The organism is Serratia sp. H402Y (assembly GCF_051172415.1).
Lineage (GTDB): Bacteria > Pseudomonadota > Gammaproteobacteria > Enterobacterales > Enterobacteriaceae > Serratia > Serratia ureilytica.
The window spans coordinates 125,984-139,453 of the sequence record NZ_JBPIYZ010000006.1 but is presented as its reverse complement, the minus strand read 5'-3'; the positions used below and the strand labels follow the sequence as shown (position 1 = coordinate 139,453).

12 protein-coding genes are annotated in these 13,470 nt (G+C 57.3%); all 12 read left to right on the top strand.

Going from position 1 to position 13,470, the window contains the following annotated elements:
• Positions 1 to 369: 369 nt before the first annotated feature.
• The 12 genes from ACSBQS_RS22030 (at position 370) to ACSBQS_RS21975 (ending at position 13,369) form a co-directional block, all read left to right on the top strand.
• On the top strand, positions 370 to 573 hold the full coding sequence (locus ACSBQS_RS22030; RefSeq protein WP_042785296.1) for a DUF4762 family protein: 204 nt from the start codon (positions 370 to 372) through the stop codon (positions 571 to 573).
• A gap of 171 nt (positions 574 to 744) precedes the next feature.
• Positions 745 to 1,410 carry a DsbA family protein gene (locus ACSBQS_RS22025; RefSeq protein WP_047026629.1) on the top strand — a complete coding sequence of 222 codons (666 nt, stop codon included), beginning with the start codon at positions 745 to 747 and terminating at the stop codon, positions 1,408 to 1,410.
• Entirely contained in the window at positions 1,410 to 2,354 is a 945-nt protein-coding gene (locus ACSBQS_RS22020; protein ID WP_434991345.1) for an ABC transporter, read from the top strand. The genes ACSBQS_RS22025 and ACSBQS_RS22020 overlap by 1 nt, the downstream gene beginning before the upstream one ends.
• 19 nt (positions 2,355 to 2,373) lie before the next feature.
• The gene (locus ACSBQS_RS22015) at positions 2,374 to 4,491 is read left to right on the top strand and encodes a peptidase domain-containing ABC transporter (protein ID WP_434991344.1); all 2,118 of its coding nucleotides are present in this window, start codon (positions 2,374 to 2,376) and stop codon (positions 4,489 to 4,491) included.
• Positions 4,492 to 4,561: 70 nt separating this feature from the next.
• Positions 4,562 to 5,656 carry an efflux RND transporter periplasmic adaptor subunit gene (locus ACSBQS_RS22010; RefSeq protein ID WP_232092637.1) on the top strand — a complete coding sequence of 365 codons (1,095 nt, stop codon included), beginning with the start codon at positions 4,562 to 4,564 and terminating at the stop codon, positions 5,654 to 5,656.
• Complete coding sequence (locus ACSBQS_RS22005) at positions 5,646 to 7,604, top strand: ABC transporter permease (RefSeq protein ID WP_434991343.1); 1,959 nt, start codon at positions 5,646 to 5,648, stop codon at positions 7,602 to 7,604. Before ACSBQS_RS22010 ends, ACSBQS_RS22005 begins: the two co-directional genes overlap by 11 nt.
• Before the next feature lie 26 nt (positions 7,605 to 7,630).
• Positions 7,631 to 8,980, top strand: coding sequence for an efflux transporter outer membrane subunit (locus tag ACSBQS_RS22000; RefSeq protein ID WP_434991342.1), 1,350 nt, complete (start codon positions 7,631 to 7,633; stop codon positions 8,978 to 8,980).
• A 2-nt stretch (positions 8,981 to 8,982) separates the two neighbouring features.
• Positions 8,983 to 10,245 (top strand): beta-ketoacyl-[acyl-carrier-protein] synthase family protein, encoded by a 1,263-nt coding sequence (locus ACSBQS_RS21995; protein ID WP_047026626.1) that lies wholly within the window; start codon positions 8,983 to 8,985, stop codon positions 10,243 to 10,245.
• 11 nt (positions 10,246 to 10,256) lie between these two features.
• Positions 10,257 to 10,499: an acyl carrier protein gene (locus ACSBQS_RS21990; protein WP_033644937.1), complete on the top strand. Its 243-nt coding sequence runs from the start codon at positions 10,257 to 10,259 to the stop codon at positions 10,497 to 10,499.
• Positions 10,500 to 11,043: 544 nt separating this feature from the next.
• Complete coding sequence (locus tag ACSBQS_RS21985) at positions 11,044 to 11,592, top strand: tyrosine-type DNA invertase (protein ID WP_033644811.1); 549 nt, start codon at positions 11,044 to 11,046, stop codon at positions 11,590 to 11,592.
• 481 nt (positions 11,593 to 12,073) lie between these two features.
• Positions 12,074 to 12,595, top strand: coding sequence for a fimbrial protein (locus ACSBQS_RS21980; protein WP_047026625.1), 522 nt, complete (start codon positions 12,074 to 12,076; stop codon positions 12,593 to 12,595).
• A 96-nt stretch (positions 12,596 to 12,691) separates the two neighbouring features.
• Positions 12,692 to 13,369, top strand: coding sequence for a fimbrial biogenesis chaperone (locus ACSBQS_RS21975; RefSeq protein ID WP_047026624.1), 678 nt, complete (start codon positions 12,692 to 12,694; stop codon positions 13,367 to 13,369).
• The last annotated feature ends 101 nt before the right edge of the window (positions 13,370 to 13,470 follow it).

Here is a 13,470-nt window from a genome sequence, read left to right as displayed (position 1 = left end):
CAATCTTTTCAGCCTGTTTCCAGCACCGGTTAACTGGTCGGATCTGAAATTTTCTTGGTTAATTACCTCTTAAACTGAGAATTATCCTTCAAATAAATCGTGGCTATTCCGGGGGTGAAATTAACTTCCATGTTTTTATAAGCAATTAAATTAGAATAATCCTTATATCAAACGTTACTTATTCCACTAAGCCTGCGGTGCAGTGTAAATAATTGTATTGATCTGCTTGTGTGAGAGGGCTATTCTTTTTCCCGCAGCGCTCTCATTGTTATCAATTAAATGTTTTTCAATGTATTGAAGAATTACTCTGTCTTGCAGGCAGAGTGATGGGTAGTGTGTTTATATTTTAATATATATAAGGATATTGTAATGAAGAAAATCAACCTGTCTGAAGCGGAAAACATCGTCGGCGGTACTTTTGTGTGTACCAAGGAATTTGCCTGGGTGGGCGGTGGCAATAACCGCACTTGCCAACTGGTGACCACCTGTGCCGATAAGTTTGGCGGCGTGAAAAAAACCTATCATCCGGCGCCGGTGGCGAGCTGCCCTTCCACGCCGACAATCCCGAGCTGATGCGAGCTGAACGCTTGCAGTTAGGTTAGTGATGGACAGGCGGGGCGCTTGCGCGCACCGCCTGATAACGGAGATGAATTCCTTTTTTATCGCTGAACCGTCAATCTCCCTTTCTGATTTATAACGCTCATGCTCAAGTGAGCATTTATTTATGCGCAGGATGCGTCTGCTATGTATAAACGTCCTTTGCTGTTTTTTAGTTACACGCTCGTCATTATTTTCGCCTCTTCTTTTTTGACCGCGCTTTATTTCCAGCATTACGTTATGGCCTCGCCGGCGGCGGAAAGCCTGAGTTTTATCTCTCCGGAAAAAATAGAGCAAAGCCCATTGCAAGATGATAACGCCATTGTCGAAGTCTTCTCTTACGCCTGCCACTATTGTGAAGTTAACGAAAGCGGCGTGGCCGAGCTGGAAAAACGCTTACCGGCGGGAGCCAAATTGGTGCGCCTGCATCTCAGCGACGACGATCACGCCGGCATGGCGGCCTTTGCGCCCCTCTTCGCCACCCTGACGGTCATGGGGATCGAGGCGCAGCATCGTCCCGCCGCTTACCGCGCCATTATCAAAGAAAACCTCAATCTGGCGGATGAAAAGCAGCTCAGCGCCTGGTTGGTGGCCAACGGCATCGACGAGGCCGCCTATCAGCGGACCAGAGATTCAGAGCGGGTCAAGGAACTGTTGGCGTATATGACGGCGGTAAGCCGCTATTACCAGGTCAACGCGACCCCCAGCTTTATCGTCAATCGCAAATGGCTGGCGTTGCAAGACCGTGAGTTTTCCGCTTTCAGCCAGCAACTGCTGTCGCTGTTGCAGCACGATAAGCCGCTGGCCCCCTGATGCGCCTGCTCGCGGTTCGGGGCTTTCTGGCCTGGCGTAACGGCCTGGACGCCGTGGCGCGTCTCTCGGCTGTCCGCACCGGGGTGAGCCGGAGTCTGACGTGCGCTCTGCTGCGGCGCGTGGATTATCGCCTGTGGCTAAAGATGCAGAGGCGGTTGAGGTGGGGTCTGCAGCAACGCCGTTTTCGCCACCGGCAAGCGGTCGCTGAGGCGAATCGCCAAAGCCTGTTGGGCGACGGCAGGCTGGACTTCGCCTGGCTGATGCAGCGGCGACAATGGCTGGATTTGGCGGCGATCCAGGCCCGCAACGCCGCGTTGATGGAGCATTTGGCGCAGTGCACCTCACAGCTCAATCAGGTGGTGGAGCCGCTGCATCGCGCCGGGGTGCCGGTGTTGTTGGCGCCGATGCACACGGTTTCCGATGTGCTGGCGACGCTGGTCGGCGCGGGCGTTTATCCCGGGCGGGCAACGGTGATCGTTTCCGGCGACGCACAGACGTTAGCGCGGCGAGCGCCTGAGGGGGAATGGCGGCAGCGGCTCGACTATTGCTCGATTCACGACGATCCCCGGCATATTGCCGGCACCTTGTCGCAGGCGCTGCTGGAGGCGACGGAGCATCGGCGCAACATCATCCTCTTCCCGGACATCACGCCGGATTACACCTTGAACAGCACCCGGGACACCTCGGCCAAACTGGCTTGCCGTTTGTTCAACCGGCCAGCGCATTTGCATAGCGGCATCGTTCGATTATCCCGAGCGATGCGGGCTCGAGTGGTGTGCTATTCGCTTTATTACGATCGCGGCGTTCGCATTCACATAGAAGAACCGATTGCCACAGAGCTGGTCGGCCGCGCCGTGCCGGCGATCGTCGAGCGCACCCTGTGGCGACATGCGGATGATTGGTTGCTGTGGCATTCGCACTCTTTATTTTTTATCAACGAATAAGTCAGGGATATCACTACGCATGGAAAACACCCTCCCTACGCCGGTCTTGCAGAGCGAAATCAATGAGTGCGGGCTGGCCTGCATCGCCATGCTGGCGGAAACGCAGGGCGTTCGCGCGCCATTGACGGAACTGCGTGAGCGTTACCCCGCTTCGCAACACGGCACTTCGCTGGCGACGCTGTGCGCCATTTTAGGGGAGCTGGCGTTGCCAGCTTATCCGGTGGCGTTCGAGCACCGGGATCTGGCGGCGCTGCCTTTACCGGCGATTCTGCATTACGGCGCGGGCCACTATGTATTGCTGGCATATCGTCAGGGCGGTTACGTGTGCGTAATGAATCCGGCGTTGGGGCAACAGCTGCTGCCGTACGCCGCTTTGAAAGCGGAAATCAGCGGCTACGCATTGGTGCTCGATCGCGACGATTCACCGTCCACCCCCCCCGCCGCGCGGAGCCACCGACGCGGCGCTTTCGCCAGTTTAAGCCTGAAGGATACCGCCGGCATCGCCGGCATTTATCGCCTGGCGGCGATGACGTTTCTTATCTCGCTGACGCTGTTCATCATGCCGATGATGGTCGCCAGCGCGATCAATCAGGTGTTCGCCATGGCCGGTGAGGTCGCGTTTCCTTACGCCTACTATCTGCTGGCGTTTGTGGCATCCACGGCGCTGGCCCTGATGGCGCGCATCATCACCGAGCGTTTTATCAAAAACTTCGTGTTGCTGCACGGCGCCGCCGGGTTTTCCCGCCTGCTGGAAAATTCGCTGAATTTCTTCAGCAAGCGCGCGCCCGGCGAGATTTTCAGTCGTTTCACCAGCTGGCAGATGGCCGCCGGCCAGAAAATCGAGCTGGATAACGGCCTGCGCACCGACTGGATCATCGCTGCTATCGCGCTGGCGGTGATGGGCTATTTGAGCCCGATGTTGGCGCTGGTGCCGATTGCCGGCGTACTGCTGATGGGGGCGATCAGCGTTTGGGCCATTTATCGCGATCGCCACTTCACCCAGCAGCTGCAGGTGAGAGGGGCGGCGCAGAATGATTTTATTCTGGAAACCATTCAGGGGTTTTCGACCATCAAGTCCGCCGGGCTCGCCGGCCAGCGGCAAGAGGGCTTTGCCGAGCATGCCCGTTCGCTGTTCAACTGCCTGCAGCGGCAAAAAGTCTATGAGCAGGTCAAGGGCAGCATTTATCAACTGATTGGCAGCCTGGAAATGGTGGTGTTCATGCTGCTGGCGCTGCCGCTGCTAAAGGGTGGCGAACTCAGTCTGGGGGCATTCTTCGCCTACAGCTTTCTGCGCGAAATTTTTACCTCTTACACCAGCAAGATCTTTTTTGCCGTCCTGCAGAAAAACCAACTGCACGTGATCGATGAGCGCGCGCGGGATCTGTTTCCTGCCGTATCTCTGCGTACCGGGTCTGGCGACGAAAGCGTGAACCATTTTGATGTGCAGTTGGCGTATCGGGGGGTGAGCTTCGCGTACGACGCCGGCCAACCGGTTTTGCGCGACCTGTCGCTGACGCTGGAACGGGGCGAGTGTATCGCCATCTGCGGCGGTTCCGGCGCGGGCAAGAGCACCTTGCTGAAGGTGCTCGCCTGTCTGTTGACGCCGCAGCGGGGGGAACTGACGCTGGATGGCCGCGTGCTGGCTAACGCCGCCGCGCAGCGGCTGTTCTTCCTGCAAAGCCAGGAGGACATTCTGTTCAATGCCTCGGTGTTGCAAAACGTCACGCTGTTCGCCCCGTCGGCGCCGGGCCAGCAGAGACAAGTGGAACAGGCGCTATGCAGTTTGGGGCTGGCGGATGCGGTGGCGCAGCTGCCCGGAGGCGTGAACGCTCTGGTGCGAGAGAGCCATGCCGGGCTGTCGCTGGGGCAACGGCAGCGTCTGTTGCTGGCGCGTGCCATGTACAGCCGTTGTCCGGTGTTGGTGCTGGATGAACCGACGGCGAATCTGGATGAAAAAACCGCTGCGGCGGTGATGTCGGCTCTGGTAGCGCATTGCCGTGAGAAGGGTAAAACCTTGGTGACCGTGACGCATAACCCGCGGCTGCTGCCGTTGTTTGATCGGGTGCTGCACTTGTCGCAGGGCCGGTTGTTGGCCGCCGTCGACACCAGGATGAATGACTGTGCTGAGGTGGAGTGACGTGCCCGGAAAGAAACGCTGGCGGCGTGTGGCGCTGGTGGCGATCGTGTTGGGGGGGCTGGCTGGCGGGCTGTTAGGGTTGAATCGGGCGCCTGACGTATCACCGCCGCAGACGGCGCGCGTCGATCGCGGCGACATCGAAAAAAGCGTGTTGGCTACCGGCATTTTGAAACCGGCCCGGCAGGTGAACGTTGGCGCGCAGGTCAACGGCCAACTGAAAAAACTGTATGTCAAACCGGGGGACAGAGTGGCTCAGGGCCAGCTGTTGGCCGAGATAGATCCGACGTTGCAACTTAACGAACTGCGCAAGTCGCAGGCCGAATTACGCAGCGCGCAGGCGCAGAAATTGGCGAGTCAGGCGCAGCTCAAGCAGTACCAACTGGAGTTGGCGCGGCAAAGGGCGTTGGCGCGAGATCGTGCCGGCGTGGCCAGCGATTTGGAAAAAGCGCAGGCGCAGCACGACGCGCAACTGGCGCAGTTGAAAGTGAACGAGTCGCAGATCGTTCAGGCCGAAGTCGCGCAGGAAACGGCGAGAGCCAACCTGGCTTTTACCCGTATTACCGCGCCTATCGACGGCGAAGTGCTGGGTATCGTCACTCAGGAAGGGCAAACCATCGTCTCATCGCAAAGCGCACCGACCATTTTGGTGATGGCAGACGTGGATACGATGATGGTGCATACCCGCATATCGGAAAATGACATCTTGCAGGTGAGGGCGGGGCAGCCGCTGTGGTTTTATGTCGCCGCCGATCCCCGCCGCCGATATGAAGGGGTCATGGGTGCGATACAGCAAGCGCCGGCAGAAGCGCTGGAAGCCGATCCGCTGGGCAGAAATTCAAGCCAGCAAACGGCGGCGGTGTATTACAACGGCGTATTTGCCGTCGCCAACGGCGAACGTCGATTACGCACCGCGATGACGGCGCAGGTATTCATCATTACCGAACGCGCCACGGGGGTGGTGCGGCTGCCGATGGCGGCATTGGGAGAGGCACTGGATGGCGAGCGCTATCAGATCAGAGTGTTGGAAGGCCAGCGGGTTGTCGCGCGCAGCGTGCGCATCGGGAAGCGCGATCGCCGCTATGCGGAAGTGTTGGAAGGCGTGAGAGTGGGTGAGCAAGTGCTGCTGGAACACCAGCCAGATACGGAGGGTGAGCATGTCAGCTAGCACGGATCCCATTATCGTTTTGGAGAACGTTTCGCGCGAGTTTCAAGCCGGAGAGCAGAAAATCACGGTCCTCAAACGCGTTTCCCTGAGCATTCAGCGGGGAGAAATGGTCGCTATCGTCGGCGCCTCCGGCTCCGGAAAATCGACGTTGATGAATATTATCGGTTGTCTGGACAAGCCTTCTCAGGGGGATGTGTACATCAACGGGGTGGCGATTGGGCAAGCCGACGGCAATCGCCTGGCGCGGCTCCGCAGTCGGCATATCGGCTTTATTTTCCAGCGCTATCATCTGATGCCCTATCTGACGGCCGGTGAGAACGTGGCGATCCCTGCATTGTATACCGCCATGCCGGCCGCCGAGCGCCGCTTGCGGGCCGCGCATTTGTTGGCTCGCCTCGGGTTGGCGCAGCGAGGTGGCCATCGTCCGGCGCAGCTTTCCGGTGGGCAGCAACAGCGGGTCAGTATTGCCCGAGCTCTTATGAACGGCGCGGAAATCATTTTGGCCGATGAACCTACCGGCGCGTTGGATAGCACCAGCGGTCAGGCGCTGATGGCCATTTTGCATGAGCTGAACGCTGTCGGACACACCGTGGTCATCGTGACGCACGATCGGCGGATCGCCGAGCAGGCGCAGCGGATCATTGAGATCGGCGACGGCGAGATCGTGGCGGATAGTCGCCACGATGCCGCCCGACAGCGTTTTGCGTTCGAGAGGCCGCTGGCGTTGGCTGCGCCGCTGAAACGCATGAGCCCTTGGGCGGCGCTGCGAGAGGCGCTCGGCATGGCTTGGCGGGCATTATTAGGGCATCGGGTTCGGGCATTATTATCAATGCTCGGCATCATCATCGGCATTGCGGCGGTCGTTTCCGCCATCGCCATCGGTGAAGGCACGCGCCAAAGCATCCTCAGGGAAATCAGCCAGCTCGGCTCCAGCACGTTGGACATTCGTCCCGGATTGGGATGGGAAAAAACGCGTCCCGATTTTGCGCGTTCGCTGAGTGCGCGGGATGCAGCGCTGCTGGCGGCCTTGCCTTATGTCGACAGCGTTTCGCCGGTTATCAGCACTCAACTGTCGGCCGTGCGCGAAGGCAAGCAGGTGCCGCTCGCCGTGATGGGCGTCGGCGAAGGGTATTTCCGCACGCAGGGCATTCGGCTGCTTTCCGGTGGCCTGTTTACTGCGCAGGATCTGAGTGACCGCGCACCGGTGGCGGTGATCGATCCCTTGCTGCAACAGGCTCTGTTTTCTTCCCGGCAAGATCCGGTGGGCGCGGTTTTGCTGATCGCGGGTGTGCCTTATCGGGTGATCGGCGTCGCGCAGCGCCGCGGCGCCCAATACGCCGGTTCTCAACCGCTTGCCTGGCTGCCCCATACCTCCCTGACTGGCCGCATCGCCGGCGATATGCCGCTGGAATCGATTGTGATGCGAGTGAATGAAAAATTGACGTTGGAAGCGGCAAGGCGGGATGTGACCCGGCGTTTGACCGTAGAACATGGCCAGCGGGATTTTTTCACGCTGACTGACGATCAACTGACGCAATCCATTCAGCGTGCCTCCGACTCCATGCGATTGCTGATTACCGCGATTGCCGCCATCTCGCTGCTGGTCGGTGGGGTGGGGGTGATGAACATCATGTTGGTTTCGGTGACGGAACGAACCCATGAGATCGGCATTCGATTGGCGGTGGGCGCCGCTGAGAAAGACATTATGCGGCAATTTTTGATTGAGGCGGTGGTGATCTGCAGCCTGGGGGGCGTGTTGGGGATCGCCTGCGCCGCGCTGGTTAAAGGGATTCTGAGCGGCTTGGCGCCGCAGGTGACGATGATCTTTACCTGGCCGCCATTGCTGCTGGCCTGCGGGTTTTCGGCGTTGATCGGCGTCGGGTTCGGCTTCTTTCCAGCCCGTGCCGCCGCGCGCCTGCAGCCGGTGGAGGCGTTGGCGCGAGAATGAACCGACTTTTGATTTATGGACTGGTCATGCTGTCTTTGAGCGCTTGCGGAGGGCGGCCGATCGACGCCACGGCGCCACCGTCGTTGCCGCAGCAGTGGCGCGTGGTCGATGAACGTTCCGGTTCATTGCGGGCAGGCGTCGCCTGGTGGGAAAACTTCAATGATCCGCAGCTTTCCTCGCTGATCGATGGCGTGCTCATCGCGAATCAGGATCTGGCGCTGGCTGGATTGCAGTGGCGTGAGGCGATGTTGGAGGCCGGGTTGGTAGCCGGCAATGCGACCCCCGACCTGGCCGCCAGCCTGAGTGGCCGCAATACCAAGGCATTGCGCGGCGCGGCGCGGCCGCAAGAAAGTTACCGCGCAGGACTGTCACTGAGTTATGAACTGGATTTATGGGGCAAGCTGGCGCGCATTCGCGAGCAGGCTCAGTGGCTGGCCGTCGCTTCGGAGTTGGATCGGCGCAATACCGCGTTGACTTTGATCGGCGCTACCGCTCGCGGGTATTGGCAGATCGCCGATTTGAATCAGCAAGTCACCCATCAGCAACAGGCGGTGGCGTTCGCGCGTGAGACTGTACGGCTGGTGGCGGCACGTCACACCGCCGGCGACGTCGGCCGATTCGAGTTGTTGCAGGCGGAGCAAAACCTATTGGCGCGTGAGAATCAACGGGATGAACTGGCACGGCAGCGGGAAGACGCTCGCAACTCGCTGGCGCTGTTGTTCGGCCGTTCACCCTTGCTGCGATACAGCGAAAGGCGAGCGCTACCGATCAACGAGGTGCCCATTGCGCCACGTCTGCCGGCGGCGGTAATGGCGCGACGGCCGGATGTGCAGGCGGCGGAGCGGCGCCTGCGGGCGGCGCTGGCCGGTGCGGAGGCCGCTACATTGCGTTTTTATCCGGCGCTGAGTCTGGATGCCGCACTGGATGCCGGCAGCGGGCTTTTTCGCCAATGGTTCAGTGAACCTTCGCGCTCGCTGGGCGCGACGTTGACGCTGCCGTTCATCGAGTGGCGCAAGATGCGCTTGTCCAGCGACAAAGCGACGTTGCAGGCGCAGCGCGCGGAGATTCAATTTCGCGATGCGGTTTACCGCGCGCTGGCAGAGGTAGACAGCGCTATGCGGGAACGTCTGGAAGCGCAGCGGCAAATCGGCAATCAGCAGCGGCATCTGGCGATGGGGCGACAAGCCGTGGCATTGGCCCGCTATCAATATCAGGCCGGTTCCGTCGCGCTGCAAACGTTGCTGGACGCGCAAGAGGCGGTGTTAGCCAGCGAGAATTCACTGTCGGCACTGCAATATCGCTACCTGAACGCCACGATGCAGCTCTGGCTGGCGCTGGGCGGCAACGAGGCTTTCGCATCCGGGCAAGGGGAGTAAGCATGGACAAAGAACGGAATACAAGACGTGTGGTGGTCACCGGTTACGGCGCCGTCACCGCGCTGGGTGGCAACGCGCAGCAAAACTGGCAGGCTATCATGGCCAACCGTTTGGCCTATCGCTATCACGATAAATCGGCGGCGGGGATCCACGCGCGCTTTTTTGCTTTGCTGGAGGCCGAACCGGCGCTGGAAGGCGTAGCCGCGCGGGTAAGCCGCCGGCTGCCCAGATTCGCCAGGCTGGCGTTGGCCGCCGCCTCGGAGGCGATCGACATGGCGTTTTCATCCAGTTTTGTGGGGCCTGCGCACTTTTATTCGTCGTTGGAGTGCGGGGCGATTATCGGCAGCGGCTGGGGCGGCCAGGATGAGATCATGCAAAACAATGCGGATTATCTGCAATCCGGCATGGGGCAGCTGTTTGGCTGTTTTCACGCGATGCCCAATATCGCGACCGCCATATGCGGCCAACATTGGTTGCTGCGGGGCTATCAGGGCTCGCCAGCGGCGGCCTGCGCGACCGGCGGCATCGCGATTGGCGATGCGTTTGAGGTGATCCGCAGCGGCCGCGCTTCAATGATGTTGGCCGGCGCGTCGGAATCACTGAGCGGCAATGGCGCGATATGGAACATCGACGCGTTGCGTTTGCTGAGTCGGGAGCAAAAGGATATCACCAAGGCCAGTTGCCCGTTCAGCCGGGAGCGCAGCGGCTTCGTGTTGGCGGAAGGGGCCGCCGTGTTGTGTCTTGAGGAGCGAGAGGCGGCTTTAGCGCGCGGCGCGACAATACTGGGGGAGGTCAAGGGATACGGCAACTTTTCAGACGCTTTTGATCTTACCGCGCCGGCGGAGGATCCGCAGGCCAAGGTGAAAACCATTCGACGGGCTCTGGAGCAGGCGGGGCTAAGCAATCATGAGATCGACTATATCAATGCGCATGGCACGTCGACGGCGCAAAGCGATGTGAACGAAACCGTTGCGATCAAGGCGGCGCTGGGGCGCGATGCTTATCGCACGCCGATTTCCAGCACGAAATCCTATACCGGGCACTTGCTCGCCGCATCCGGCAGCTTTGAGGCGATCGTCTGCCTACAGGCATTGCAGCAGCAAATGATGCCGGCAACCTGCCATTTGCACGAGAGCGATCCCGAATGCGATCTTGATTATATTCGCGAGGGGCATCGTCGCGGTCGTTTGCGCAATGTCATGAGTCTCAACTTCGGTTTCGGCGGTGCTAATGCGGCGCTGGTATTTGGTTATCACAATGAATAACGGTAGGGCCTATGGAAAAGTATCATCGATTGTATGAGGCGATTTGCGGCCTGTTGTATGAAGCCAAAGGATTGGACAGAACGCTGCTGTCGGCCGATATGCCGCTGCAACAGTTGGGGTTGGACAGCCTGGATTATATGGAGTTGATGCTGCTGGTTAGGCGTGAGTTCGGCATTACGCTCAATGCGGAAATGTTTATCGAACGGCCTGACCTGACCCTTGGCGAGCTGTGTCACGTTATGACCAGTCAATAATTCTCCCCCCAGGCGGCCGTGTGATGCGGTCAGGCCTGGGTTATTCCCCATCGTGACTTTATTTCCTCCTGCCCTGATTTTTCCTCTTATCGATTCACATAAAGATTAAAACTTATCGGTTTGGTTAAGATACGTTCGCGCCGGCGGATTTATTTCGTTTTTTTACGAGCCGTATAACGCTTTGAAACCCATGGCGCCTCGCGATTTTATTAGGATTTTTCTTTGTTTTGTCGGTTTGTTTGCCAATTTCAGCGCATGTGTGAAATGGAAGTATTAACGCAAACTAAAGTGAATCGGGAAGTATGCCGTCCTTATTATTTCTGATGGTGGCAGTTGAGCTGCGGTTTTGATTAATGAGGGGGCCTCAAGGGAGGCACTGAAGGGGGGATTAATCCCTGTACACTGTTCGCGTTTGGCAAATCCGTTATACTCCGCGCTGGATGCAGGAACCTATCCATAGCCAGGGGAAACCCTGAGTGTCCATTGTGGTGATGTAAAAGGAAAATGACAGCCACATTTTTCCGATCAAAGTAATAGAGGTTGTATGTCTAATCGTAAACATCTGACGCCTTCTGAAGTGGAGAGACTGCTTGAGGTCACGCTGCATGGAAAGAATCCAGAACGCGATTATTGTCTGATTTATATGTGTTTTATCCATGGTTGCCGCGCCAGCGAAATTGGGGGATGGCGTTTGTCGGACATCGATCTGGAAGGCGGCAACATTTATGTTCATCGTTTGAAGAATGGTTTTTCCACGGTGCATCCGCTTTATCTGCGAGAAAGGCAATGTTTGCGGCGTTGGCTGGATAAACGCCGGCAACACCGCTGGGCCGATCAGGAATGGTTATTTCTTTCCAATCGGGGCGGGCGTTTGTCGCGCCAACGTATTTACGGCCTGCTTCGTCATTACAGTAAGGTGGCGAAACTGGAGATTAACGCCCATCCGCATATGCTGCGGCATGGTTGCGGATTTGCGTTGGCGGACCGAGGTATCGATACCCGATTAATTCAGGATTACCTCGGGCACCGAAATATTCAGAATACAGTGATTTATACCGCCAGCAATGCACAGCGCTTTAAAGAAATTTGGTAAGCGTGATTTAAGTTAATAACGATAAGGAGTCACTTTGAACTAAACTGAAACATACTGTAAGGACGCGTAAAAACAATGTCAATATTCCCATGCCCTCTTTCCTGCTTAAAGCTTAATTCTTTTTGAAAACAGTGTGTTGTGATTTTTTCTCGTGTCGCTTCTCTCCTCTTCATCTAAGTAAAATCTTAATCAAAAATCCGCGGATTTAAATCATTGAGTTTACGTCTTGGTTTTTTAGTCTGATTTAATATCACTTTGTTACTCAGCTGGTTTTAAATTCTGTCAAATTGGTTTTTATTGGTTTTAAAAACTAAAGGAGTCACTTTAGTTCAAAATGAATCGTTTGGGTGAATAAGCCCGAAGCCATTAATCAGTCTGGCTACGGCCCTTTACATTCATGGAGCTAAATAAAAGGAATGACATTAAGGATATGTCGGAAATAAACCCCATGCATATTTTGCATAATTTTAAGGAAAGTAGGATGAAAAAGAATCTGTTGGCTGTAGCTGTATTGACCGCGTCCGCATTTATCCCCTCTGCATTTGCTGCTGACGGCGCGCTGAATATCACTGGCACCATTACCGATCAGTCTTGCACCGTCGATCCGGACTCCCAGAACAAGCAGGTCGCTCTGGGTAAGATTGCCAAAGACGCATTCACCCTGTCTAAAACCGCTGGCGCCAAAGCCTTCAACCTGGTGCTGAAAAACTGCCCGCAAACTGTGACTGGTGCCACCGTGCGTTTTGACGGTACTCAGGTGCAGGGGCAGTCCGGGCTGTTGCAACTGACCGGCGCCGGCACCGCTGGGGTCGCGGGCGGTATTGGCGTACAGCTGCTGGACGACGGCAGCAACGTGCTCAATATCGGCAACGATTCCCGCGTGTATGCGCTGGAAGAGAACAAAGACAACACCTTGGGCTTTGTCGCGCGCTATTTCGCTTATGACGACGTTTCCGTCGGTAGCGCCAACGCTACGGCCAACTTCACCATCGTTTATCAGTAAGGCTATGCCGTCACGGCGGCGAAACAGTTAGAAAAATGAGCCAGAGGGCGTGTTCTCTGGCTCTTGTTCATCGGTGATGGGAACGGGAAGAAAGAGATGAAAGCTGGATACTTTGCGCTGACGGCGGCGTTGTTGATGACGCTTTGGGCTCCGGTACAGGCCGGCGTGGTAGTGGGTGGAACGCGCCTCATCTATGACGGCGGTAAAAAAGAGTCTGCTCTGAATATCAACAATCCGGATGCGGTGCCTTATCTGATCCAATCCTGGGTCGATGCGCAAGAGGGCGATAGCGCGAAAGCGCCTTTTATTATCACGCCGCCGCTATTTCGTTTGGACGGAGGCCAAAATAACCTGCTGCGCGTGGTACGTGCGGGCGGCAATTTACCGACGGACAGAGAGTCGCTGTATTGGCTGAATGTGAAGGCTATTCCTTCGGTGGAAAAGAAAGAGAACACGCTGCAAATTGCGATCAAGACCCGCATAAAGCTGATTTATCGCCCGCAGGGGCTCGTCGGCAATCTGGAAGAGGCGGCCGGTAAAGTGACGTGGCGGCGCAGTGGGGATCGTTTGCAGGTGACCAACCCTTCTCCCTACTACCTCACCTTTTTCAATTTGAAGCTGAATGGCCGCGCCATTACCGGCAACACCATGGTGGCGCCGCAGGCGAACGCCAGTTTCCCGTTGCCGACGGCAAGTGGCGCAGTTGGCAGCCTGAGCTGGCAAATCATCAACGACTATGGCGGCACCGGCCAGACCTTCACCAGCACGTTATAACCGGGCCGCGGTGCGTGTTTTTTTGCTCCGGGATAACGCTGGAGCAGGCGTTCGGCTTACCTGATTCTTCGTCGGGCCGAGCCAATCGGGACAGGGAGTTA

What these genes read in the sequence shown, in the direction of transcription:
- ACSBQS_RS22030 (WP_042785296.1), top strand. Translation starts at nt 370, where the DNA reads ATGAAGAAAATCAACCTGTCTGAAGCGGAAAACATCGTCGGCGGTACT.
- ACSBQS_RS22025 (WP_047026629.1), top strand. Translation starts at nt 745, where the DNA reads ATGTATAAACGTCCTTTGCTGTTTTTTAGTTACACGCTCGTCATTATT.
- ACSBQS_RS22020 (WP_434991345.1), top strand. Translation starts at nt 1,410, where the DNA reads ATGCGCCTGCTCGCGGTTCGGGGCTTTCTGGCCTGGCGTAACGGCCTG.
- ACSBQS_RS22015 (WP_434991344.1), top strand. Translation starts at nt 2,374, where the DNA reads ATGGAAAACACCCTCCCTACGCCGGTCTTGCAGAGCGAAATCAATGAG.
- ACSBQS_RS22005 (WP_434991343.1), top strand. Translation starts at nt 5,646, where the DNA reads ATGTCAGCTAGCACGGATCCCATTATCGTTTTGGAGAACGTTTCGCGC.
- ACSBQS_RS22000 (WP_434991342.1), top strand. Translation starts at nt 7,631, where the DNA reads ATGCTGTCTTTGAGCGCTTGCGGAGGGCGGCCGATCGACGCCACGGCG.
- ACSBQS_RS21995 (WP_047026626.1), top strand. Translation starts at nt 8,983, where the DNA reads ATGGACAAAGAACGGAATACAAGACGTGTGGTGGTCACCGGTTACGGC.
- ACSBQS_RS21990 (WP_033644937.1), top strand. Translation starts at nt 10,257, where the DNA reads ATGGAAAAGTATCATCGATTGTATGAGGCGATTTGCGGCCTGTTGTAT.
- ACSBQS_RS21985 (WP_033644811.1), top strand. Translation starts at nt 11,044, where the DNA reads ATGTCTAATCGTAAACATCTGACGCCTTCTGAAGTGGAGAGACTGCTT.
- ACSBQS_RS21980 (WP_047026625.1), top strand. Translation starts at nt 12,074, where the DNA reads ATGAAAAAGAATCTGTTGGCTGTAGCTGTATTGACCGCGTCCGCATTT.
- ACSBQS_RS21975 (WP_047026624.1), top strand. Translation starts at nt 12,692, where the DNA reads ATGAAAGCTGGATACTTTGCGCTGACGGCGGCGTTGTTGATGACGCTT.